The sequence below is a fragment of the Thermogutta terrifontis genome (assembly GCF_002277955.1).
Classification (GTDB): domain Bacteria; phylum Planctomycetota; class Planctomycetia; order Pirellulales; family Thermoguttaceae; genus Thermogutta; species Thermogutta terrifontis.
In genome coordinates this window covers 1673154-1696285 of the sequence record NZ_CP018477.1, presented here as the reverse complement: position 1 = coordinate 1696285, position 23132 = coordinate 1673154, and the positions used below count along the sequence as shown (strand labels likewise).

Here is a 23132-nt window from a genome sequence, read left to right as displayed (position 1 = left end):
CTTCGTTCTAACCGTCAAGTGCTATCGGTCGACCTCCCCCAAGACAATATCAAGCGAGCCGATGATTGCCGGCACGTCCGCCACCAGGCAGCCCCGACACAACTTGGGAAGTACCGAGAGATTGCAAAAGCTGCTGCTGCGGGCGCGAACCCGCCAGGGGATGGCCTCGCCCAAACTCACGATCATGAATCCCATCTGCCCCTTGGGGCACTCTGTTTCGAGATACACTTCGCCGGCTGGCAATTTCTGGTTGAGTTTGATTGGCTTGCCGATGTCGCCTTCGGCGGCTCGGTATTTTTCGATGGCCTGCCGAACCAATTTCACCGACTGGACAACCTCCACCATCCGAACAAAGAACCGGTGCCAGCAATCGCCGAGAACGGTTTCCCGCGGAACGTCCGGACAGGGACCTGGATATCGGCCGTCCTTGCATACGGCTACATCGAACTGATAGCCGTCATACATGCGAGTGTAAAAAGGATCACCATCCCGGCGCAGATCCCAATCCACTCCACTGCCGCGCAGGACTGGCCCCGTGCATCCGTGATCGATGGCCATTTCGGGTGGCAAGACTCCCACCCCCGCCGTTCGTTTGATGAAGATATGGTTCACCGAAAGAAGTTCATGGAGGTCGTCGATGACTGGTTCGAACTGATCTAAAAACTTTTCGCACTCTTCAAGCCAGCCTGGCGGCAGATCCGCCATCAGACCACCCACAGTAATGTAGCTGTACGTCAGGCGGGCACCGCAAACCGCTTCAAAAAGATTGAGTATTTTCTCGCGTTCTCGGAAGCAATACATGAACGGGGTGAAACTCCCCAGATCCAGCCCATACGTCCCCGCTGCCACAAGGTGGCTGGCGATTCGCCCCAGCTCCACGATGAGTACCCGAAGGTGCCGGGCCTTTTCGGTGACCTGAAGCCCCAACAGTTTTTCCACCGTCAGGGCCCAGCCCAGGTTCATATTCATCCCCGCCAGATAGTCCATTCTGTCGGTATAGGGAATCCACTGCCGCGGGGTGACGTTCTCTCCAATTTTCTCCGCGCACCGGTGAAGATAACCGATGTATGGCGTCGCCTCGAGAACGAGCTCCCCGTCGGTCCGCAGCACCACCCGTAACACCCCATGAGTGCTGGGATGCTGGGGCCCCATGTTGATGAGGAGCTCTTCCGTTCGTAGCTCCCCATCGGACTCCTGTTGCTGACGTTGAAGATCGGCTTCCGCCATGGATATTCACAATTTCGCGGGAATGAAGGTCACCCGGAGTTCACCACTTGGGAATCCGGCATTTAAATTTTTCTGCCTCACCGATTAACACGAAAGCTTACAGCCATCAAAGACTTTGCCCGGTTTTTGTTCTCCACTGCCCTGGAGCTCTCTGATGTCCCCATCATCTGACTCTTATTCCGTGATACTCCTTGGGCATTTGATAGTCCTTGCGGAGGGGATGCCCCACCCAGTCCTCCGGGCAAAGAATCCGTCGCAAATCGGGATGTCCCACAAACTCCACGCCCGAGAGGTCGTACACCTCACGCTCATGCCACTCGGCCGCGCTCCAGATGTTGCTTACCGTCGGGACCCGCGGCAACCGCCCTTCCACGTCGTCTTCCCAACGGGGCAGCATCACCTTAAGAACCAGACGATGTCTCTTGCTCAGCGACGACAGGTGGTACACCAACTCCAGATGTGGTTGAAATGGAGCTTTGGCGGCTTTCTTGGGGTCCGTCTCCAGGTAATCCACAGCCGTTATGCAGTGAAGCATCTCGAACCGAAGCTCTGGATCGTCGCGGAGGAAGCGGCATACCTCCGAAAGCTTTTCTCGTGCGACCTCAATCCAGGGATCGATCGCCTGAAGGTTGCCCAGGCGTACAGCTCCCCCAAAACGTTCCTCAAGTCGTCGAAATATCGCTTCGATGTCCATTGGTCTGCCACGCCCCGATTGGGCCTAATTGCTGGGATCCCCCTTTCTTATACGCGCCGTGTTCACGTCTCGCCCACCAAGACGGAAAGACTCTCTGCCTTCTGTGGGCGGTCCTCCGGAGGGGAAGCAGTTCCTTCCGGAAGGGCGCGAACCCACTCCAGATCCCCTCGATGCCACAGATACGCGAATCCAACCAAGAGGATACCAAAGAATATCAACACATCGACCAATGCCATCCACATCAGGCGGTTGCCAAATTTTCGTATGGCCTTGCGATCTTCCCCCCGCGATGAAGGAATGCTCTCGCTGCGCGGGACGGAAGTCGATTTTCCCTCTTCCACTCGGGAACGGTCTGACGGCGTTTGCCCCGCAGCGTGCCCAAACCCCAACTCCGCTAGCCTCGCTTCAAGAGCCTGATCCGACGCACTTGCGCTTCGCAGGTGGCTGGCCTTACCGAAGACCACCGCCCAGGGGAAAAAGACAGCCACTTCCACATCGAAAATGAGAAACACCAGCGCCACCACATAAAACCGCAAATCAAACTGGACGTCGGCTGGTCCAACGGCGGGCTCACCGCATTCATAGGTTTGCAGCTTTTCCGCTGTGGGACGATGGGGACGCAATAGCTTCCCGAGGAGCAGACCGCCGAAAACAACGGCCACGGCTGCTCCCATAAAAAGCAGCAAGTACCCAACAAGGAATGCTGAGGGCATTGTCCAATTGCAGCACGTAGGTGATGAATTTAGTCCAACTGCTGTATGAAAAATTCCATTGTAATGTGTTCCATGGGGCATGCAATCAATCGGTCTGAGGAAGCCTGCTGCCTGCCACGGCGGCCCCGCGAAAGATTGTTCTGACAACGCATTTTCGGCACCGCAAGCGAATCTTGGGGCAGGCGATCTGGGGCTCTTCCGCGTGCCGGCGGAATACTGGCAACGAACGAAGAGCAAATTCCCTCTTGAGCGGCGTCCAACCGTACCGGGTGGAGGTCTTGCGGATCCCGCGCACACTGTTGATAGACGCCAATCCCCCGCAATCCTCCATCGGTAGCGCTTTCACGGCGAAGATTATCGCCAACACGGGCAACCGAATGCAAAACCGAACGGCGGAGCCGGAAACGGGCCGAACTGTGATCCATTCGACCGCTGTTCGACTAGCGCGAGTCACCTCAATTCTTCGCTTCAGGTAGTGGACGATTCGAGCAATTCGCAAACCGGTCGTCGGCCCGCAAAACCAGCATCAACTTCGTGCCAGAACTCGATTTGCGGCTCCCCTAAACGCCAGCAGAGGAAGATCTCACGCCCATCGTGCTGGGCATAGAAATCGATGATCCCTTCAACGGGGCTTTTGGTAATCGCTCCCAATGAGGCAAGCTCTTCCACCCAGTCTTTAAGTTTCGAGAAATCCCGCTGAATACCGGCCTCGATGTCTGCCACTTCGTCCTTGTACAGGGGGTGCCGCTCCCTTCTGGCAGCCGGGAGCGCCGCCAACCGTTCATATCGGGCCTGGAGATCCCTGGCCAGGTCGACCATTCGCCGGACCAGCGGCTCGATTCGGGGAATCAAAGCATTGGCCTCATCAAGCGACAGATAGATTTTCCCCTCTCCTTCCGAAATTGAGCCTCGATTTTCGTTTTTCTCGCTCATAGGCGTTCTTTATCACAGACTTGAAACCACAAGGGTCACGTCAGAAGTGCATCATTGGGTTGCCCCGGGGCCTTCATCGACCGGCTCGGTGACATACTTGGAAAGGGCCACGGCGGTCGGATTAAGCGTCGCCTGCCCCCACGCGACTTCCAGGGGCAACTTGGCAAAATCGACGAGGCACCCGTCACGCAAATAGCAACTCAAATCGTACGTGGACCCCATAAAGATGCAGTCCACGGGACAGTTCTCCGTACAAAAAGCGCAGAACATGCACTTCGTGTAGTCAATAACGAAGGAAGTCACGCGGAAGCCTTTTCGGCCCGGCACACGCTCTTTACTGATGTAGATGCAATCGACCGGACAATCCCTGGCACACCGATCGCACCCAATGCACGTTGTTAAATCGTATCTGTGGAATCCCCTGAATCGAGGAGCGATAACAGCAGGTTTTTCGGGATACTCATAGAGATGGGTAAAGGTACGTCGGCGAGGGTTATAAGTACCGAACCACGTGCCCAGGGTAACCCGAAGGGCTTTGACGGTCGTCCAAACGGCACGTGCGATATTTGCCCACCAACCAACAAAACCGGTAGCTGCCTGCGTGATTGACATATTTTAACGATTTCCTTCAGGCAACCTGATTTGCCTGTTTAGCAAAAACCGCGTGAAAACCTCGCAACGCAATCCTGCTGACCGAATTATAGAGCCGCTCGTCGGTGCCCGGCAACGAGTCCGATGTCGCCCCTGATCCGTTGCAAAAACGCAACTTGGGATCACCTTGATGTTTCCTTGGATCTCAGTGTGGTTATGATAGAGAAAACTTGCACAGCACATTGAAGGATGTTTTCCCGTCGATGACATAATAAACATGTCTATTTGATGCAAAATCGCCCCGGAGATTGGATTAGGAATCCGGCGAAAGGTTTCTCTTCGAATTAGAATCTTCGGTTGGGCACTCGATTTGCTTGATTTTTGCCCAAAGGCAAGTTACAGTAAGATAAAGGGAAGGTGTGCGCGACGTATTCGGTGCTCCGGGCCGATGGAGCCCGGGCCCCCAGCAGCAAAGGAAGGAATGGAGGATGCTGGTTCTCTCGCGGAAAAAGAACGAAAGTATCATTATCGATGACCAGATTGTTATCATGGTCGTCGATATCCGGGGCGATCGCGTTCGCCTCGGCATCGAAGCCCCCAAGCACGTCACGGTGCATCGGCGGGAAGTGTACGAGATGATTCAGGCGGATAAGAAGCGGGCGCAAGAGACGACGGCCCCGGAAACCGCGTCGGACTCCGCACCCAGCGAACAAACCCCTGTTAAGTGAATCACCTCTTTCCCGCCGTGTGTTGATCCCACCTTGAGAACTCTTTTCTGTTTTCTCGGGTGTTCCCCCGTGATGATTGGCCCGGCCCAGTGGGGTTGGAGTTCGCGCTTCACCAACCCCCACATGAGTCCCGGGAAAGCCCAGAAACTACAAACTCAAAGGCAAGGAAATCTCGGCTGGGCCCCGGCGAAAGGTTTTCGATAATCTGGGATTAGAAACACGCATGCCAAGACAGGCCTTCAAAAAACGAAAATAAAAGCCGGCCGGGAGTGCGAAGATCGGCCGCGGGTCGATTCATTCCCATTTTCCCAAAAACCGCTGAGACGGTATAGACGCAATGTGTCGTAGAGGCAATCCATGAATTGCCCCTAACGTTTAACCAGCCGCCCAAGTGAGGAAATGTCGTCCGGCCGGTGAAATGGATCGTCCGACATTAGACCATGGACTTGAGGAGCAGGTCCCTCCGGGGTTGATCTCGCTCCCACCCGAGCCCGTGTGGACATGCCAATTCTCCTCGAGCGTTAGAAAAGTGGGGATACGTTAGGGTCCCGGGCGGTTGACGCGACGCCAGAAAAGGCCTAATAATTAAGTTTCACGACGGCCCCGTCGTCTAGCCAGGTTAGGACACAGGCCTTTCAAGCCTGTAGCACGGGTTCAAATCCCGTCGGGGTCGCTGGATATCCACGAAGGCTCATCCTAGACCTCCGCTGAAATCCAAGCACGGCGGTTTCTCAAAAACGTCTCGCGGAGTATGTTTATCTCCCTGCAAATAAGCTCTCGGGGGATTTCCTAACTGAGTGTGCAGTCTTGCCGTGAGGTGCTCACCATCACGCCGCCACGGACTGGTTAACTTTTCCACAGGTCATCAGGGCGGCAGATACGCGGCGGAACGTTTGAGGACTTTTGGCGATCCATTCGCACCCCCTGGTTCGACGCCCTCCGGAGCCGGATTTGGAGCCCACCAGAGATCAATTGTGGAAGACCAGACGCCCGACTTACACGCCCCTGCTGGGCCACTTTCCAACCAACTTTAATACGCTGCCCACAAGTTGTGTTGCGTTGATCGCCTTCGGCCCGATATTATTGCGTGGACACGCCTGCTCGCCACCTGCACGAGGGACCTCCATGGACACGGACGCCGCTCAAAACCTCTTACCAGAATGGGTCGATTCCACTCTCGAACCGCTTGATGCGCGGGAACGCAGCCGGTCAGACATTTGGCGGGCTGTGGCCCTGTTTACGATTTTTGCGGGAACCATCGGCCTGGCTCTTGTCCCACCGACGCGGCTTCCCGTACTCGTTTCTGTGTTTTTCTCCCCGGTCGAAAAAGAAAATGAAGAGCAAGAAACCAAATCAGGGAACCTTTCCGTCAAAAAAGGCAGTTTTGAGACTTTGCCCCTTGCAAAAGAACCTGATGGCCAACATCGCTTCGCCGGGGAGGCCTTTCGGGACCATCCCGCCCAAGTTGTCCAGGCAACTCCGGTGCCATCCCCTGGTGCGGCATCATCCGCGGGCTTCCTTCCTGCTCCAGGCGAACCCGCTCAAGGAGGAAGCTCGCTCACGGCAAATTCGACTCTCGACCAGGACTTAAGTGGTGCTTTTATTTCAAGAACGAGTAGCGGCGGCCCCGGCACCGCGGTCAATATTTCCACAGACGCTTTAGGAGATCGCCGCCCGCCCTGGCAGTCGGCGAATTCTGGGCTGGTGGGTGGGGAGGTTGCGCCTTGGGAAAAACCGGCCACTGCTACGCCGCCCGTTCGGGAAATGGCAGCTATTTCGCCCACCGTTCCAGCTCCAATCGGAACACCGCCCCAGGAAGAGCTGCCCTCGGTGGAGGGAATTGAACACCTGAAACAGCTTGCGCTTCAGTTTCGCGCCCTTGGCGCCGTGCGCTATCGTTTGGAACGGTGGGGGGCCGATGGCCAGCTCTTTCGATTCACCTGCGAAATGCCGGTTCGCGGAGTCCCCCACATGACGCGCCTCTGGGAAGCTATTGCTCCCAGCCCGGAGGACGCCATGAAAAGGGTTCTGGCTCAGATTTCTGCCAACTCCTCTGATGTCCTTCCCAATTCGTCCCAGGATTTCTAGCCAAGCGTCGAGCGAGTGTCTCGTGCGTCTGGGCAAAGATCAGAATCCGTAGATTGACGCCCAACGGGGGGACTGTCTCAAGCTTTCCAAGCTTTCGGCAACTAATCGTGGCCTCGCCAGCCAGAACCCGTATGACGGCTGATCGATTCGTTCGCGTGCTCAATGACCCAAGGTGAAAACGCCCCTTGCACGTAGGCCGCAGGGAGCCGTATCCTTGTTTTGTGCGTTTGCTGGAGATAGCCCGCAACGTTGGCACGCTTGAACCACGGACATGCAATATTTTTGGCGAAAGAGGTTACGCCACAACATTGCTCAGCCGCAACGCCGTCGTCCCGATTGGCGGCTGTTTCTGGGGCCATTTCGCTCGACTTCTTCGCACCCCGCATCCCACCAACTCCAGGAAGGTCCCATTTGGGGGGAGGGCGTGCGACGCGTGGAGGCAGCGCTCTTTCTCGCCCGTCAGCCATTAACGCCAAGGAAAATTGCGCAAATTTGCGGATTTGAAAGTGCCGCCGAGGTCAGAGGCTACCTCCGACGACTCGGAAAGCTGTATGATGAGGTTGGAGCCGCTTTTTGCCTGGTGGAAGTTGCCGGCGGTTTCCAGCTTCGCACCCGGCCTGAGTTCTACCCCTGGGTGGCGCGACTGGCACGCGATGAAAGGCAAATTCGCCTGTCGCCACCAGCGATGGAAACGCTGGCCATCATTGCGTACAGGCAACCTGTGCTCCGTGCCGAAATAGAATCCATCAGAGGTGTCCAGTGTGGTGAGATTCTCCGGCAGTTGATGGACCGTGGGTTGGTCAAAATTGTAGGTCGATCGGAAGAGCTGGGACGACCGTATCTTTACGGAACGACAGAGACGTTTCTGGAAGTTTTTGGGCTGCGGGGACTGGACGAACTTCCTCATGCTGAGTATCGTAACTCCGCAGTCCGTCGGGCCTCGAGCCCTGGGACATCGGAGAATGCACCACTTACCGGCGAGGGACGCATCTGATATATTAAACGTTTTTCCAAACTGTCGGGCGGCGAGAATGGTTAGAGTTCTCGCCCAGCCGGGAGTGACGGAAAGTCAATGGTTCGCGGTGCGGTGAGGGCTCTCACTCCATCGCGAGGGGAAATATCTTAAGATCGGTCCTTTTTAAATCAGGGGTGTTCACCGTGAAACTTGCTTTCGAAGACATTGTGGCTCGCCTGAGCGCGACCCACGCGTTCTCCGAACTGCCGACCCGTACGGCAGAGGCCGGCCCTGGCAAATTGGGCCGTCGTGCTTATGTCCTCGCCCAGGACGAAGATGATGAGGACTGGGATGACGAAGAGGACGAAGATTGGGAGGATGAAGACGAAGACTGGGACGAAGACGAAGACGATTGGGACGAGGATGAAGACGAATGGGAGGACGAAGAAGATTGGGACGATGAAGATTTAGAAGAAGACGAAGAAGAAGAAGATTACGACGAAGACGAGGATTGGGAAGACGAAGAGGATGAAGATTGGGAAGATGAAGAGGACGAAGACTGGGAGGATGATTACGACGAAGACGAAGAGGATGAGTGATCTCTTCCAGGCCTGACCGCTACGGTGCACGTCCGCGGACAGCATGCCGGAAATGGGCTGTTCAGGCTGTCTTTGAAATGACGGCGTCCCGAATAAAGAATCACCCGGTGATCTGAACGGAGATCACCGGGTGTCGGTTTTTTTTCAGGCAGAGGGCTGGCTGCGTTTACTTCACGCTCAGGCGAACCACCACGCACGACAAAGCTGGCAACTCCACTGTTGCCGCGCCTTCGGCAAGTGCGACGTCCGCTTTTTCCGGGCGAACGGCATCGGGACGGTCAAGGGTGTTTCGCGCGCGGAGATCTCCCGGCGCCACTTTCTGCGCTGTCGCTGATTGAATAGCCTGGCCCGCCACTTGGATGGAAACCTTCCGCGATTCTCGGCCGGGATTGACAACCTTCACAATGACCACGCCCTGCTGCGGATCCCGGGTCGCGACAAGGTTGAGGTCCTCGGGCACGCCCTCCACCGCAATACGTTCCGGTGCGAAATTATCCCGCCAGAGTTTCATAACCACATAATTGGGGGCCGGGAACCATCGCCGATGATCGAAGTTGATAAAGGCGTTGTCCCACGCCGTAGCCGAGATATGCCGCAAAAACAGCGCCGGCGATGCGATTTCGACCACGCCACCAGTCCGTTCGAAGGCGTTGAGAATCCCACCACAGTAGAGCCCCGTTCGCCAATCCGTGCTCTGGGCATTCCATTCTGAGACGAACAGCTTCAAATGCGGATTTCGCGATTGGGCGATCACCTTGGCGGTTTCCTCGAAGAACGCTTCGTACCGATACGGTCCCCGGGCAAATTGATCCGGATTCTCGTAGTGGTGGAGACTCAGGTAATCGATAAGATCCGCACACTGTTCGATGATCACCCGATTCCAGCGATGGGCACTTTCTCCCATTCCACCGCTACCACAGGCGATGAGCTTGATGGAGGGGTCTTTCGCCCGCATGAGCGGAGCAATCTTGCGTACCGCCGCTGCATAGTTTTCAGCACCCAAGCCCCACGTCTCATTGTCGATTTCCCAGTACTTGACGTGGTACGGTTCCGGGTGGCCATTGGCAGCCCTCACCCGACCCCATTTGGAATCGGCCGGACCGTTACAATATTCAATCCAGTCCAGGATATCCTGAAGGAATTCCTCGGGATCAGGATCGGGATTCCACTGCGGGGTACCGATATTCACAACGAGGCACGGTTCTGCTCCGACACGGCGGCAGAGTTGTATGAACTCGTCGGTACCGAACGAGTTGACATCCACATCATCCCAAATCTCGCGGGGATAAGAAACCCGATTTGATTGCGGACCGATGCCGGACTTCCAGCGATACGCCGAGGCAAAACAACCGCCCGGCCACCGAATGAGTGGCGGTTTGAGCTCGGCCACTGCCTGCAGCAAATCCGGCCGAAAACCGCCGTTTTGTTTCCAGGATTCCGGCATCAAGCTCACCTGATCGACCCACAGGGTACCGGGCCCACGCAGGGCGATTTGGAGTGTGGCGTTATCGGCGTTGCGAATTGCACGGAGACGGAGGGGAACTTCCTGCCACTTTTCGCTCGGCCAGGGGAGGCTCTGCATGGCTAGGGGCTGCACACCGTCCATGAGTCGGACAACCGGTGCTTGCTCCGTGGTACCGCGAATCCACAAAGAGCCCACGTACCACTCATTGGCCTTCAGAGCGAACGGCGTTTGCTGGATCCCGGTCTCTCCTGGTGCCCCTTCGATTTTGACCGAGAACTGACTGTTGGCGGCCGACTCATCGTCCAGTGAAACACGCCCCTGTCCAAACGCTTCCCAATGCCGGGCCAAACCGCTGACGGGTGAAGAGTCAGGAATGCCGCTGAAAAGGACTTTCCCTTCCAAATCGGTCACGCGAAGATTGCGGAAGCGGGCACGGGTGGCCCAGGTTCCAATGCCGACGGCACCCGCCAGATGGCCTTCGCGATCGGTAAAATCGATAATTTTCTGTTCGTCCAGCCAGACCTGGATGTGAGGTCCCTCGCAACGAACGCGAATTTTATACCACCGGTTACGTTCGATCTGCCCACTGACACGAGGGCCGACCGGATACCACCGCCCTTCCCCGGATCTGCCGCGTTCCAGTTGATGCCAGCGATTGCCCCAACCGCCGAGGTTGCACCAGTAAAAATTGTCATTGTCCCGCACCCGGAACAGGATCAGAAATCCCTCCTCCCCGTCGATTTTTTGTGCCTCGAGAGTGAACTCGTAGTCCTGCCAGCCTGGATCGCCAAACACCCAGCGGCGATTGACATCGCGACTCCTTTGCACGAGGGTATCGCCTTCCACACGCCACTGTCCGGCATCATTATGTTCAAAGCTGCGGTTCCATACGAGTTCGCCCCACAGTCCACCATTCACGGAGTGATAAATGTGTTCCAAAAAATGCCCATACACTTTGACGTCAATTTGATTGACCACCCTGTCCGGGTGCACAACGATGGTGACAGCCTTCTCCTGGGCAAAACCCACGCTTGCCCAATGACAGCCAAATGCTCCCAAAAATACCAGAACAACTGCACAACTCCGCGGCGAAACACCCTTTCGCGCGTGTCGATTCATAGAGGCACCTCCAACACCTGCGTTAAACCATCGCCAAACAGCACAACCCCGCCTCATAACCGCAAAACCTTTGACCATTGCCTTGCGCGTTCGATGCCATGCGCACGGCCGTCCTATTACGTGCCGCTCCGAACAGCACCAACAAATGTGCCCACTCGTTGTTGAGCAGACTGCGACGTTTGGGAATTCCATCAGCCACGGAAGTACAGGTAAGCCGCGATAATGCAGGCCAACACAAAGGCCGATGCCGCGACATCCCGCCAGTTCCATGTCGCCCGCGATTGACGGCGTTGTTCTTCGGTGATTGTGCCGAACGTCAATCCCTGGATTTTGGATTCATCCGGCGGCGCTGACAGGTAACTGGCGACAATCATCACGGTCACACTGACCACGAAAATAAGCACCGCGAAGTACTGGAAGAAGATGTTATTCACAATCCACAGGAAGGAGCCTTCCGGATACTGCACGCCAAACAGCTTCACGGGAGTATCCACAGCAAGCCGGAATACGCCGAGTGCAAACCCCACAGCCAGGGCCCACAAGCAGCCTTTGGCGTTGAGACGTTTCCAGAAGACTCCCAGGAAGAACACCGTGAAAATGGGCGGAGCGAGGTAGCCCTGAACACTCTGCAGGTAGTCGTACAGTCCCCTCGCCCCCTGGATGACCGGGATCCATGCCAATCCGATAAGTACCATCGTGGTGGTGGCCACCCGGCCTGTCCACACCAGTTCGTGCTGAGAAGCGCTCGGCCGAAGTTTGCTGTAAAAGTCCATTGTGAAGAGGGTGGAGGAAGCATTGAACACGCCGGACAGCGAACTCATCAGGGCGGCGAGCAGTCCGGCCACCACAATCCCGCGGAACCCAGGGGGCAGCACATGCCGCACAATGAGCGGAAAGGCAGCCTGCGTGGCCTGGGAGTTGACATACACCACACCCCTGGTGACAGCCAGGCCGCCCTCCACAGGTTCCACCGTCCCTCCCACAACAGCAATTTTGCCGTTTGTCACGACGGACTGCCCGGCAATGATTTTCTGCTCACCGTTGGGAACGACCACCCGTCCGATGGCGATTCGCTTTACTTCCGCTTGGGAAGCACCCTCACTGCTTAACACCTTTTCCAGATCGGCCTGGAAGAATTCGTTCCGCAGGGCTTCGGATCGGCCACTGACAGAGAGGGCCAGGCAGATCATACCTGGGATGATAAAAATGAAGACGGGAAGCAGTTTCAGAACGGCGGCCCAGATCGCTCCCCGTCTGGCCTCCTTCTCGCTGGGAGCGCCCAGGCACCTCTGAACGATGTACTGATCCGTGCACCAGTACCACAGCCCGCTGATCGGAGCACAGATCAGCATCCCCAACCAGGGATAGTTGCTATTGAAATACCAGGCCATCACCTTAGCCTTTTCATCGAGGACCGGTTTCCATGTTCCGGTCCATCCCTCGGGAGCGAGCGGCTTCCAAAGGTTGAACATCTCCGAACCACAGATTTGACGAAGCTGTCCCCAGCCTCCCAGGGCCATGAGTCCATAGATCGTCACCAGAGCGGATCCGGCCACCAGAATGAAGGTTTGCAGCGCCTCGGTGTAGGCGACGGCTCTCATGCCCCCCAGCACGGTGTAAAGCCCGGTCAGCACGATGACGAGCACCGACCCCACCCAAAAGCTGTTGAGTTCAAAGGACCCAATGGTCAGATGGACTTCCGGGAGCAACGTTTGAAACACAACTCCCCCCGCAAAAATACCCACCGCAATTTTGGTCAGAACATAAGCCACCAAAGAAATAAGGGATAGTAACCAGCGTGCACCGGGGCTGAACCGCTTTTCCAGGAACTCCGGCATGGTAAAAACTTTGGACCGAAGATAAAACGGCACGAATACCCAGGCCAAAATGAGCAGACACCAGGCGTGGAGTTCGTAATGGGCCATTGCCACGCCGTCCGTGCACCCGGATCCGGCCAGTCCCACCAGGTGTTCCGATCCGATGTTGGAGGCAAATATGGAAGCCCCCACGATGAACCAACCGAGATTTCGACCGGCCAGGAAGTAGTCGTCCGCCGTGTCTTTACCTCGCAGAATGACCCACCAAGCCAATCCGTAGAGAACTGCAAAATAGGCTCCGATGATCAACCAGTCCAATCCCGTCATGTTGCTCACCCTTCAACTGGTTCCGAAGATCATCCAATACGGCATGGAGACTATCAACTCCCGAAAGCTGCTTCGTTCCACCTGAGTTCTTTTTTGAACTGGTGCAAATCGGTGTGCGGACCGATGTGCAGAAACTCGATCCCCGCCATCTCAGCGAAATCTTCCAGATACTCTGGCGAGAGGGCCTGAGTGAAGGCTGTATGATGGGGCCCCCCTGCCAAGATCCAGGCAGCGGCCGCTGTCTTTAGGTCAGGAAGCGGCCGCCATACCGCCCGGGCGACAGGAAGCCGCGGCAGATCGCGGTCCGGTGGAACCACCTCCACTTCGTTGATAAGCATTCGAAATCTGTTTCCCAGATCGAGGAGCGCCACATTGAGGGCGGGTCCGGCCGCCGCGTCAAAGACAAGCCGCGGAGGATCTTCCTTGCCGCCGATGGACAGGGGATGGATTTCCAGAGACGGCCGACCAGCAGCAATCGTGGGACACACCTCCAGCATGTGGGCCCCCAGGACCTTCATGCCTGCCGGATCAAGATGGTAGGTGTAATCTTCCATGAAGGAGGCTCCGCCGGGCAGCCCTTTTCCCATCACTTTCACCGCTCGCACCAGGGCTGCCGTTTTCCAATCACCCTCCGCCCCGAAGCCGTAGCCCTCCGCCATCAAACGCTGAACCGCCAGACCAGGTAACTGCCGCAAACCGTGCAGGTTTTCGAACGTATCGGTAAACGCCTTGAAACCGCCTTCCTCGAGAAATGCGCGCAGCCCCAATTCAATCCGAGCGGCCTCTCGAAGATCCTCGTGACGGCTTCCGCCCGGCCGAAGCTCCGGAACCACGTCGTACTGTTCCTCATATTCACGGATCAGGCGTTCCACCTCCAGATCACTCACATCCTGGACCTTCTTCACCAAATCCCCCAGCCCGTAGCCGTTCACCGAATAGCGGAGGCGGATCTGCGCTTCGACCTTATCGCCCTCGGTTACGGCCACCTCCCGCATGTTGTCTCCGAATCGGGCAATGCGCAGATCCTGAGCATCGTCCCAGGCCACCGCAGCCCGCGCCCACACACCAATCTGCCGTCGGACTTCAGGGTCCTCCCAATGGCCCACGACGACCTTACGCCGAAGCCGCATCCGGGCACAGATAAAGCCAAACTCGCGATCGCCGTGGGCCGACTGATGGAGATTCATAAAGTCCATGTCGATCGAATCCCAGGGAAGATCGCGATTGAACTGCGTGTGGAGATGAAGAAACGGCTTGATGAGATCGCGCAATCCAGCGATCCACATCTTGGCCGGGGAAAACGTGTGCATCCAGAAGATGAGCCCCACGCAAGCGGGACTATTGTTGGCATCCAGGCAAACCCGCCGGATCGCCTCCGGCGTTGTCACCACCGATTTGGCGAGTATCCGGCAGGGGATTTGGGGATCAGCATCCAGACCGGATGCGATAACTTGCATATTCCGGGCCACTTTTTGGATGGCTTCCGGCCCATAGAGATGCTGACTTCCTGCTACGAACCAGACTTCTTTATCAGGATAGGGTTTCATCGCTTCCATAGTTGCTCATCGCTTTTCACGAATGACATTCGTTTTTTCCGCCGAACGCTGCGCGCCGCTGCTGTCCATAGTAGGCCGCCGGACCGTGTTTCCTCTCATGATGCTTCTGAAGGATATAGCCCTCGAGTGTCATGGGATCGGATTCCAACACCAGCATATGCCACGCGATGGCAGCCACCTCCTCGAGAGCCACGGCGTTTTCCACGGCTTCCTGGGCGGAACGTCCCCAGGTAAACGGCCCATGTCCCGCAACCAGCACCCCCGGCGTGACGAGAGGGTTCAATCCACCGACGCGAAACCGCTCCACGATGATTCGTCCGGTGTTGACCTCGTAACCTTCTTCCACTTCAGTGGGAGATAAGACTCTCGTCAGCGGAACAGGGCCGCAAAAGTGATCAGCGTGCGTCGTGCCAAAGCACGGGATTTCCCGCCGCAATTGAGAAAATACTGTAGCAAAACGGCTGTGAGTGTGACAGACCCCGCCAATTTCCGGAAAGCTGCGGTAAAGCGCCAGATGGGTCGGTGTGTCGGTGGACGGGCGCAACTCTCCTTCAAGAATCCGACCGCTCAGATCCACCACCACGATATCCTCCGGCCGAAGGCTCTCGTAGGAGACACCGCTGGGCTTGATGGCAACGGCCTGGCGGTCGTCACTTATTCCGCTGACGTTTCCCCAGGTCAGTGTCACCAGTCCCAGGGCCGGTAAGCGGCGGTTAGCCTCGGCCACCTGTGCTTTCAACTCGTCGAACATAGAGGTCCTCAATTTTCCGGGTCAGCAAATCGGGCAAGGGGCCCCGCGTCTGTGCCCGCTATCCCGGCCGCCTGCATGGTTCCAGACGACTCCGGAACAGGGCCGACCAGAGCTTTCGATATAGTTTGTCAAGATAACTGCTCCCCGGGGGCTCTGCAAGCGACAGGTGCGCAAATTGGTTGTAAAATTGCGCAGAGGTGTGGGTGGCATGGATTGTGATGGAAATCGTTCCCGTGGTGACACTTCCTCAGCGGGAGTCCGTGCGCCGTGAAGAGAATATTAAGACGGGATTCGGTTCCCCGCGTGGCCTTGCTCATCGAAACATCGCGCGGTTACGGCCGACAGTTCCTGCGGGGCGTCATTCGGTACGGACGGCTTCATGGACCTTGGGGGTTTTACATCACGCCCGGGGATCTGGAACAGGCCCTCCCTCGCATGCGGCGCTGGGGCGGAACCGGGATTATTGCTCGGGTGGAAACTCCCCAGGTTGCGCGGGCGATTCTCGCCACGAAACTGCCTGCCATTTTGGTGGGACTTTCTGCAGCGCGGGTTTGCCACAATCCCTCTCTTCGCAAGTTCAGTCAGGTGCATTCGGATTCAATCGGTGCGGGCAGACTCGCAGCGGAACATCTTCTCGAGCGGGGATTTCGGCATTTCGCCTATGTTGGTCTGCCGGGTTACTTATGGTCGCAGCGACGCCAGGAAGGCTTTTGCCAGCGAATAGCCGAAGCAGGGTTTTCCGTGGAGATTTATCCCCTCCCTGAACATCCGCAGGTGGAAACCAGTTGGGAAAAAGAACACCGCCGACTCGCGCGCTGGCTCGCCAAGCTTCCCCGACCTACCGGACTCATGGCCTGCAATGACGACCGTGGCCGCCAGGTCCTGGAAGCGTGTCTCACGGCTGGGATTCAGGTCCCCGAGGAACTCGCCGTGGTTGGCGTGGATAACGACGACCTCTTTTGCGAGTTGAGCGATCCACCCCTTTCCAGTGTGGCGCTCAACGCCGAGTCCGCCGGGTACCGAGCAGCCGCCCTGCTCGACCGACTGATGAAAGGAGAAAAAATTCCTCCGCAGGAAATCGTTGCCGAAGCGCTCTACGTCGTGACCCGACGGTCAAGCGACGTGGTGGCCGTCGAAGATCCCGATCTTGCCGCAGCCCTCCGGTTTCTCCACGATCGGGCAGCCGACCCCATCACCGTCAACGACGTGGTGGCAGCCGTCCACATGTCGCGGCGCAGCCTGGAACTTCGCTTTCGACGTCGCCTCGGGCGGACTATTCACGAAGAACTCGAGCGGTTGAGACTGCAACGGGCGGAACGTCTTCTCCTGGAAAGCGATTTTCCGATTCCCTATGTGGCCGAGGCTTCAGGCTACCAATCGGGCAACTACTTCTCCCGTGTTTTCCAGAAAAAATGGGGATTGACGCCCCATCAATTCCGTCGCCAAATGCGAGGAGAACGTCTGCAAACGGAGAGAGATCTGGCGGCATACCTGTGATGCGGGGCCACTACTTCCCGTTGCCTTCGCCGATCTCTTATGCCGCCGAGTTTTCATTGCCCGCCTCGTTCCACCAGCGGCGAACCAGGTCCCGGCTGAGAAGGAGGTAATCCGGTTCTGGAGCGAAAACCTCCAGAGTGATCGTTCCGTCATAGGGCAGTGATTTGAGCTGAGCTATCCGCTGCGACCACTGCCAGAAGTGACCGGGCACTGCTCCTAGCGGCAGATGCTGGTCGCACGAGCCGTCGTTCTCAGAAAGATGAACGTGCACCAAATAACGCCCCAGGCGAGCAAGGTATTCGTTCCAAAGGTCGCCCTGCGGCTCAAGTCGCGCGTGGCCCGCATCCAGATGAAACCGCAACCCGGGCAACTCCGTCAACAGGCGCTCCAGGATGTCGATCTGCCGGCATTGCGGAAATGGACTCTGCTCCACCGCGACCACTGTGCCGGTTTGTTCGGCCAGATCGCACAGAGGGGCCAGAATCTCGCGGTGCCATGCAAAAACGTCCTCTTCAGAAAAAAATTTGGGCGGTCGGCAAAAGTGCACGGTGACCAGTCTCGCTCCCAGTTTCCCAGCCACCTTTACAGCCACACTCAATTCTTCCAGGCAGGCCCTGCGAATCGTGGCAAAAGGTGTGGCATAGGGGAGATAGTAGGCCGTATGGGCCACCACCGGCAATTCATACTTCTCGAGAGCGGTGGCTACCCGAGAAAGCTCCAAGGTTCGCGGATCGGCGGCCGGTGGTTCCAGCGTGAGGTCGATGTAATCGAAATCGTGTTCCGCAATCCAGCGGATCTCCTCCACCACGTCCTTGGCGGGATGGTTCATCGCCCCCAACTGCATGAAAGTTCCTCCGGCGTAAGCCTGTCGATCGAGATCGGGCGATCACTCGGCCGATGCGCCCTGCTTAGACAGCGATGCTTTTTCTAACGCAGAGAATCGATGATTATACAGGGGACGCTGCTTGAAAGTCACGCACTCAGGCGAGGGGCGGAACACAGAAGCGTTGGCCAAATGATCCTTCTAAAAAGAAAGCACGGCGGAAATCTCCACGCCGTGCTCCGTTCATTGCCTTTTGTGTCGAGGCCGAACCGGTTCCGAATCGCCCCGGCCGAATCAATCCTCATGCATAGCGGCTCAAATCGGGCTTAACACCTTCTGGAGTTTCATCACTATCGATATCAAACCATTCCGGCTTGAATTCGATGCGGCGTCCCTCGCGAGCCGCTATGTTGGTCGTCAACGCAAGGACGGCGTCCGCCAGAGCCACCTTTGGATAGCATCGTGGGTGGATCTCCGGATCGGCAGCATTGGGATTTCGGCGGATGCACCAGGCCCAGTGCTCGATTTCCTCTCGGTAGCCCCGGCTCACCTTGGCCGTCGCCATCTGCCCAAGTCCCTCCGCCCGTTTTTGCGCGGGGCCACTGGCCTGGGTGTCGAGCACAGCCCCGCCCGCACCCTGGCTCACACCGACCGACGCTGTCGTGTCGGAACCGGCATAGAGCATGGCCTCTTGCTCGCGTTCCAGAATGAGTGTTCCTTTGGTACCGAAAACGATTTCACCGTAACCGCCGAAACCATTGCCATTGATCGAAGCATACTGCACAGCAATCTTCTTCATCTTCCCTACCGGATCTTTTGGATCATAACCCGGTGCGGGAAATTCGATAATGCAGTAAACATGATCTTCGATCTCCCGGTCGAACGGGAAGATCGGGCGGTTCCCCGCCGCTGCCACATTGAGCGGCAGTTGCTTTTGTCCTCCGTGCATGGCGGCAATAAAGATTGACGCCGCATCAAGCTGATGGCTTCCCAGTTCCGCCATGAGGCCGCCACCCGTTCGCTCCCACAGCCGCCAGCGAATGAGCTCTTCAATGGCAGGCCGGAAGTATTTCTGATTTCCCGCCACCAGGGTTTTGTCCTGGTAACCGTACTCCTTCACCTTGTCGATAATTTCCTGGTCACGAATCTGGGCCTCCACCTGGGCCAGCATCTTTTCCAGACGCTCAATCTCGGCAGTCACCGGACGCGCTGATTTCTTGGCCTCTTCTAACGCCTGTTTCAACTGCCGCTGCTGGGCAAGCAGGGTGAGGTGGCTTTTGTCGTCCGGCTTGGCACCGGGTGGCAAGGGCATGGCCCAACTGTCCCGACCGGGAAGATTACCACGGTGCCACTGCGCTCGGATGTAGTGCAAATCCCCCAGCAACCCCCGCCGAATCATGTCCGTTGCATCTTCGTAAAGAATGTTGTAGTGACGTTGATGTCCCACGGCAAGGTGAACTGAGGCCTGTTTGGCCATGCGTGCCATTTCCTTGCATTCGTGTACGGAATGGCCCATCAATTTCTCCGTGAGCACATGCTTGCCGAGTTTCATAGCAGCGATAGCGGCGGGGGCATGCAGGTGAAGCGGCAGGGCGATGATCACCGCTTCGATATTATCTTTCTCCGCCTTCAGGAGATCCTCATAATGGCCATAAACCTTAACGTGCTTGCGGGCCTCGTCCTCGCTTTTCCAACCGTACACCTTCATCAGACCCGGTCGAGCTTCCATGGCCGCCTCGCTTGACCAGTCGCCGTGGAACGCCCGATGGATGTTGTACGGCCGGATATCGGCGATCGCCACAATTTCAATGAATTCCGGGTTGCACGCCCCGATGAGGACCTGACCCTCATCGCCGGTTCCCAGCACGGCCACACGAAGGGGCTTTTCGATAGTGCTTTCGTAGCCGAAGTAGAACGCGCCCACACTGCCGCCGGCCGCCATGGCCGTCAGCAACCCCGCCTGGAGAAAGTCGCGGCGAGTGACCTCCAGATTGTTGCCCAGCGCGCGATGGAAATTAGCCTTACCGATTTCGCGTTCTTCTGGTGTCAGATTCATCGTGCCGTTTCCTTTTATCGATAACCTTTGCGACAATGACCGGTGTGGATCCTGACGTTTCTTTCCGACATTTCAACTGACGAGCGTCCGGCTCGTCTTGCGATGATCAATTTCCTTTCGATGCCGCATCGGGCGTTGTTTCGCTCTTCGACGCACAACAGCAACAGCATTTGCTCAGACATTCACGAACGGGCAGGCAAACATAGTGATACAGGAAATAATCCAGACCTGCCCAGCGCCCCACCGGCATGGCGGCCAGTGCAAGCAGCGCCATCATCTCCACAAAGTTTTTATCCACCAGCAGGGCGTGCCCCACAATCTCGGGCGTTTTCGGCACCACGGTGGGCCACGGCCATTGCGTCATCACCACGAAAGCGAGAAACGCTGCTCCTCCCAGGGCGGCCAGACGTGTGAACGCCCCAACCATCAAACACAGACCGATGGCCGTCAGCGAATAAGTGACCACCACGTTGAGCAGTTCTGTCCTGGTCGCGGCAAACGGCAACCGAACAGGCAGCCGCTGCGTTTCACAGAGGGGGACTTTAATCATACCCCGCGACTTTTGCTCCGGGGTGAGAATCCCCCACAAGGTACGAAGATATGCCCGACCCATGTTGTCGATCTCTGCGAACCAAACGGCCACCTCGCCCCGCAGCTTTTGCTGCCGTTCCCAGAGGCGTTCCCTTTGAAAGTAAGCCCCAAGGTTGCGCGAAGCCTTTTCCTCTTTCTCGAATCGCTCGAGACTGTCAAAGTACGCAAGAATATCGTCCCGCTTTTGCGCCAGGTAATTGTTCAGGGCTTGAACGAAACGATCCCGGGTTGCTTCCGCCTCCCGTTTCTGCTTCTCGTCCATGCGATAGTAGCGGACGTACTCATCGCACGCCTTTTTCCAAGCTTCCTCATAAGCGGGAGAGACGACAACGAGTTCCCCTTCCTTAGTCTTAACAATCTGGAACCGAATCTTCCCGTCTATATCGGGAACCATGGCGTAAAAAAAGGAAGCGAACGGACCCTTGGCCTGAGTCAGGAAGGGCTCCGCAGAAAACTTATCCCGATTGGCAATCTTCCAGACACCCTCATAGAGAAAGTGCCAACCAATCGTGATCCGCAAAAGCACCAGGAGCACTACTGCTCCCAAACCGATGGTGAAGCTTGACCGGTTCAGGGCTAACCTCCTTCCCGTATGCGACCGACCACTCGCCGGTCCAGACCTCGATGACGCCCGATGATGATTTACAACAGGGTAGGACTATTTGGCGAGGCGAGGAAATCCCTTTCGGAAAGTCTATCCCGCTCCTAACCTTTCTGCCATTTTAATTCGGTTTTTTCTAATCTGCTACCTACTGGCCGGGGGATCCCTCAAATTTGCAGGTTCGCGGACCGTCCGCGGTTTTCATCGCCGTCCACGCCGCCCCATGCCTCTAAACTTCGGGGAGACTGTCCCATTTTTCTACGCCCGACCGATTCGATCGGTTTTCCGGGTTGGCCGGATCTTGCTCAACGTCCCCTATTTCCCCAGAAACACAGATCACTTCCGGTCGATTTGGCCTACGAGCCCGCCCCAAGTCGCGCCTCGTTGTCCGCGCTGGGATTATATGTGTAGGAAAACGGCCCGCATATCTCTCGGGGCGAGGTAATTCACCACGTGACTGATGCGTCTCTTCTCGGCGTTTTGCTAGGTGGGGCCGCCCGCCTGCTAATCCTGAATGTGATGCCCCGAAGCGTGCAAAAAGGCCATTTTTTGTTTAGTGGCGGGGCTGGCGTCGAAATCAGCCCACACCAGCCCACATCAGAAGAGCCCCCGAGGCGTCGGCCTCTGCTATCAGAAAGTACATACCGCTCGCGAGAACCCGAGGATGATTCTTTCCCCGCACGGGCCAGTTCGCCGATAAACTGGAAAGTCGCGTCCCATTTTATCCGTCGCGCTGTCAGTCCCCAGGGGTGGGTGAACTTCTCCATGCGGGCAACCCGGCTGCCGTCCTCAGCTTACCCACCGCACGCGGCTTGCCGGGCGGGGACCAAGTTACGATAATGGGGCGTCGATGCGTCTCGACCAGGCGATCTATCGGCCGTCAGGCCGAAACGGCCAAGCAGTGAAAACATGCTTCGGTGAGGAGACCCACTCATGCCGCGGAACTGGAAACGCCGGGATTTTGTTTCGGGATTGCTTATGGGCGGATTTGCCGGAAGCCTGGCCTGGAATTGCCTGGGCCGAGCTGAAAACAAGCCGCGGTTTGGTGCAGAGGCGGCGTTTTCCGCCATCCGCTCCGGCAGGAAAATCCCCGTCATTCTTGATACCGACATCGGGGACGACATTGACGACACCTGGGCTTTAACACTTCTTTTGAAATGCCCGGAATTGGATGTCCGCCTGGTCGTGGGTGACAATAGAAACGCGATCTACCGCGGAAAACTTATCGCAAAGTTGCTCGAGGTGGCGGGACGCACCGACATACCTGTTGGTCTTGGCGTGGGATTGGATGAACGGCCCGGGAGGCAATCACGGTGGGTCGCGGACTACGACCTCAAAAAATATCCCGGCACCGTTTACGAAGATGGTGTGGCGGCCATCATCGAGACAATCAGGAAAAGCGAGTTTCCTGTAACGCTAATCTGCATCGGGCCTGTCCAGAACATCGCGGAAGCTCTCAAGCGCGATCCAGGAATTACTCAAAATGCCCGTTTTGTGGGAATGCACGGAAGTATCTACAAGGGTTACGGAGGCAGCACTGAAATTTCGGCTGAATACAACGTCAGAGTGGACCCCAAAGCCCTCCAGGCTGTATTCGCGGCAGACTGGGAAGTCACTATTACTCCCCTCGACACCTGTGGGCTGGTACATCTTACTGGCGAAAAATTCCGCCGCGTTTATGAGTGCACGGATAAATCGGTACAGGCGTTGATGGAAAACTATCAAATCTGGCGTGAAGAGGGCGAGAAAAAGAAACTGCCTCCACCGGACCGCAGCAGTACCCTGTACGACACGGTCGCAGTCTATCTCGCCGTGGAAGAGCAGCTCGTGGAGATGGAAACTCTCTCCCTGGTGGTCACCGACGACGGGTTTACCCGCATTGATGCGTCAGGGCGACCTGTCAGGGCAGCAGTTCGCTGGAAAAACATGGAACTTTACGAAAACTGGTTGGTCCAAAGATTGGTGGGCCAGTGATCCGGTAATCATGCGGTCGTCGCTCCA

At 56.9% G+C, this 23132-nt stretch carries 19 protein-coding genes and 1 tRNA gene; 7 read left to right on the top strand and 13 right to left on the bottom strand.

All coding sequences use genetic code 11. From position 1 onward, the window contains the following. Positions 1 to 21: 21 nt before the first annotated feature. The 6 genes from THTE_RS06390 to THTE_RS06365 all read right to left on the bottom strand — a co-directional run bounded on the left by THTE_RS06390 (position 22) and on the right by THTE_RS06365 (position 4179). The gene (locus THTE_RS06390; RefSeq protein WP_207651795.1) at positions 22 to 1227 is read right to left on the bottom strand and encodes an NADH-quinone oxidoreductase subunit D; all 1206 of its coding nucleotides are present in this window, start codon (positions 1225 to 1227) and stop codon (positions 22 to 24) included. Between the two features lie 163 nt (positions 1228 to 1390). Then, positions 1391 to 1921 carry an NADH-quinone oxidoreductase subunit C gene (locus THTE_RS06385; RefSeq protein ID WP_095414648.1) on the bottom strand — a complete coding sequence of 177 codons (531 nt, stop codon included), beginning with the start codon at positions 1919 to 1921 and terminating at the stop codon, positions 1391 to 1393. Positions 1922 to 1983: 62 nt separating this feature from the next. Beyond that, complete coding sequence (locus THTE_RS06380) at positions 1984 to 2634, bottom strand: NADH-quinone oxidoreductase subunit A (RefSeq protein ID WP_095414647.1); 651 nt, start codon at positions 2632 to 2634, stop codon at positions 1984 to 1986. Between the two features lie 85 nt (positions 2635 to 2719). After that, entirely contained in the window at positions 2720 to 3088 is a 369-nt protein-coding gene (locus THTE_RS06375) for a hypothetical protein (protein ID WP_157731842.1), read from the bottom strand. Positions 3089 to 3102: 14 nt separating this feature from the next. Next, the gene (locus tag THTE_RS06370) at positions 3103 to 3567 is read right to left on the bottom strand and encodes a DUF2203 domain-containing protein (RefSeq protein ID WP_095414645.1); all 465 of its coding nucleotides are present in this window, start codon (positions 3565 to 3567) and stop codon (positions 3103 to 3105) included. 51 nt (positions 3568 to 3618) lie between these two features. Beyond that, entirely contained in the window at positions 3619 to 4179 is a 561-nt protein-coding gene (locus tag THTE_RS06365; protein ID WP_095414644.1) for a 4Fe-4S binding protein, read from the bottom strand. 467 nt (positions 4180 to 4646) lie between these two features. Here THTE_RS06365 and csrA point away from each other — a divergent pair, with 467 nt between their 5' ends. The 5 genes from csrA (at position 4647) to THTE_RS17900 (ending at position 8528) form a co-directional block, all read left to right on the top strand. Continuing rightward, a complete protein-coding gene (csrA, locus tag THTE_RS06360) occupies positions 4647 to 4886 on the top strand; it encodes a carbon storage regulator CsrA (protein WP_095414643.1) in 240 nt (79 codons plus the stop codon). A 599-nt stretch (positions 4887 to 5485) separates the two neighbouring features. After that, positions 5486 to 5559, top strand: a tRNA-Glu gene (locus THTE_RS06355). Between the two features lie 452 nt (positions 5560 to 6011). Then, the gene (locus THTE_RS06350; protein ID WP_095414642.1) at positions 6012 to 6974 is read left to right on the top strand and encodes a hypothetical protein; all 963 of its coding nucleotides are present in this window, start codon (positions 6012 to 6014) and stop codon (positions 6972 to 6974) included. Positions 6975 to 7245: 271 nt separating this feature from the next. Further along, the gene (gene scpB / locus THTE_RS06340; RefSeq protein ID WP_237260218.1) at positions 7246 to 7968 is read left to right on the top strand and encodes an SMC-Scp complex subunit ScpB; all 723 of its coding nucleotides are present in this window, start codon (positions 7246 to 7248) and stop codon (positions 7966 to 7968) included. Positions 7969 to 8132: 164 nt separating this feature from the next. Further along, positions 8133 to 8528 (top strand): hypothetical protein, encoded by a 396-nt coding sequence (locus THTE_RS17900; protein ID WP_157731840.1) that lies wholly within the window; start codon positions 8133 to 8135, stop codon positions 8526 to 8528. A 166-nt stretch (positions 8529 to 8694) separates the two neighbouring features. Here THTE_RS17900 and THTE_RS06330 read toward each other — a convergent pair whose 3' ends face one another. From THTE_RS06330 to araD, 4 genes are all read right to left on the bottom strand, one after another. Continuing rightward, the gene (locus THTE_RS06330) at positions 8695 to 11112 is read right to left on the bottom strand and encodes an alpha-L-arabinofuranosidase C-terminal domain-containing protein (RefSeq protein ID WP_168175799.1); all 2418 of its coding nucleotides are present in this window, start codon (positions 11110 to 11112) and stop codon (positions 8695 to 8697) included. A 191-nt stretch (positions 11113 to 11303) separates the two neighbouring features. After that, on the bottom strand, positions 11304 to 13256 hold the full coding sequence (locus tag THTE_RS18375; RefSeq protein ID WP_237260217.1) for a sodium:solute symporter: 1953 nt from the start codon (positions 13254 to 13256) through the stop codon (positions 11304 to 11306). 53 nt (positions 13257 to 13309) lie between these two features. Then, positions 13310 to 14812 carry an L-arabinose isomerase gene (gene araA / locus THTE_RS06320; protein WP_095414638.1) on the bottom strand — a complete coding sequence of 501 codons (1503 nt, stop codon included), beginning with the start codon at positions 14810 to 14812 and terminating at the stop codon, positions 13310 to 13312. 16 nt (positions 14813 to 14828) lie between these two features. Then, entirely contained in the window at positions 14829 to 15563 is a 735-nt protein-coding gene (gene araD / locus THTE_RS06315; protein WP_095414637.1) for an L-ribulose-5-phosphate 4-epimerase AraD, read from the bottom strand. Between the two features lie 267 nt (positions 15564 to 15830). Here araD and THTE_RS06310 point away from each other — a divergent pair, with 267 nt between their 5' ends. After that, the gene (locus tag THTE_RS06310; protein ID WP_237260216.1) at positions 15831 to 17060 is read left to right on the top strand and encodes an AraC family transcriptional regulator; all 1230 of its coding nucleotides are present in this window, start codon (positions 15831 to 15833) and stop codon (positions 17058 to 17060) included. Between the two features lie 37 nt (positions 17061 to 17097). Here the strand turns inward: THTE_RS06310 and THTE_RS06305 are convergent, their stop codons facing one another. The 3 genes from THTE_RS06305 to THTE_RS06295 form a co-directional block, all read right to left on the bottom strand. Continuing rightward, complete coding sequence (locus tag THTE_RS06305; protein ID WP_095414636.1) at positions 17098 to 17904, bottom strand: sugar phosphate isomerase/epimerase family protein; 807 nt, start codon at positions 17902 to 17904, stop codon at positions 17098 to 17100. A gap of 280 nt (positions 17905 to 18184) precedes the next feature. Further along, a complete protein-coding gene (locus THTE_RS06300; protein ID WP_095414635.1) occupies positions 18185 to 19939 on the bottom strand; it encodes a Gfo/Idh/MocA family protein in 1755 nt (584 codons plus the stop codon). A gap of 106 nt (positions 19940 to 20045) precedes the next feature. Then, on the bottom strand, positions 20046 to 21065 hold the full coding sequence (locus THTE_RS06295; protein ID WP_095414634.1) for a DoxX family membrane protein: 1020 nt from the start codon (positions 21063 to 21065) through the stop codon (positions 20046 to 20048). Positions 21066 to 22064: 999 nt separating this feature from the next. On the opposite strand from THTE_RS06295, the gene THTE_RS06290 reads away from it, so the two are divergent. Then, on the top strand, positions 22065 to 23105 hold the full coding sequence (locus THTE_RS06290; protein WP_095414633.1) for a nucleoside hydrolase: 1041 nt from the start codon (positions 22065 to 22067) through the stop codon (positions 23103 to 23105). Positions 23106 to 23132 lie beyond the last annotated feature (27 nt).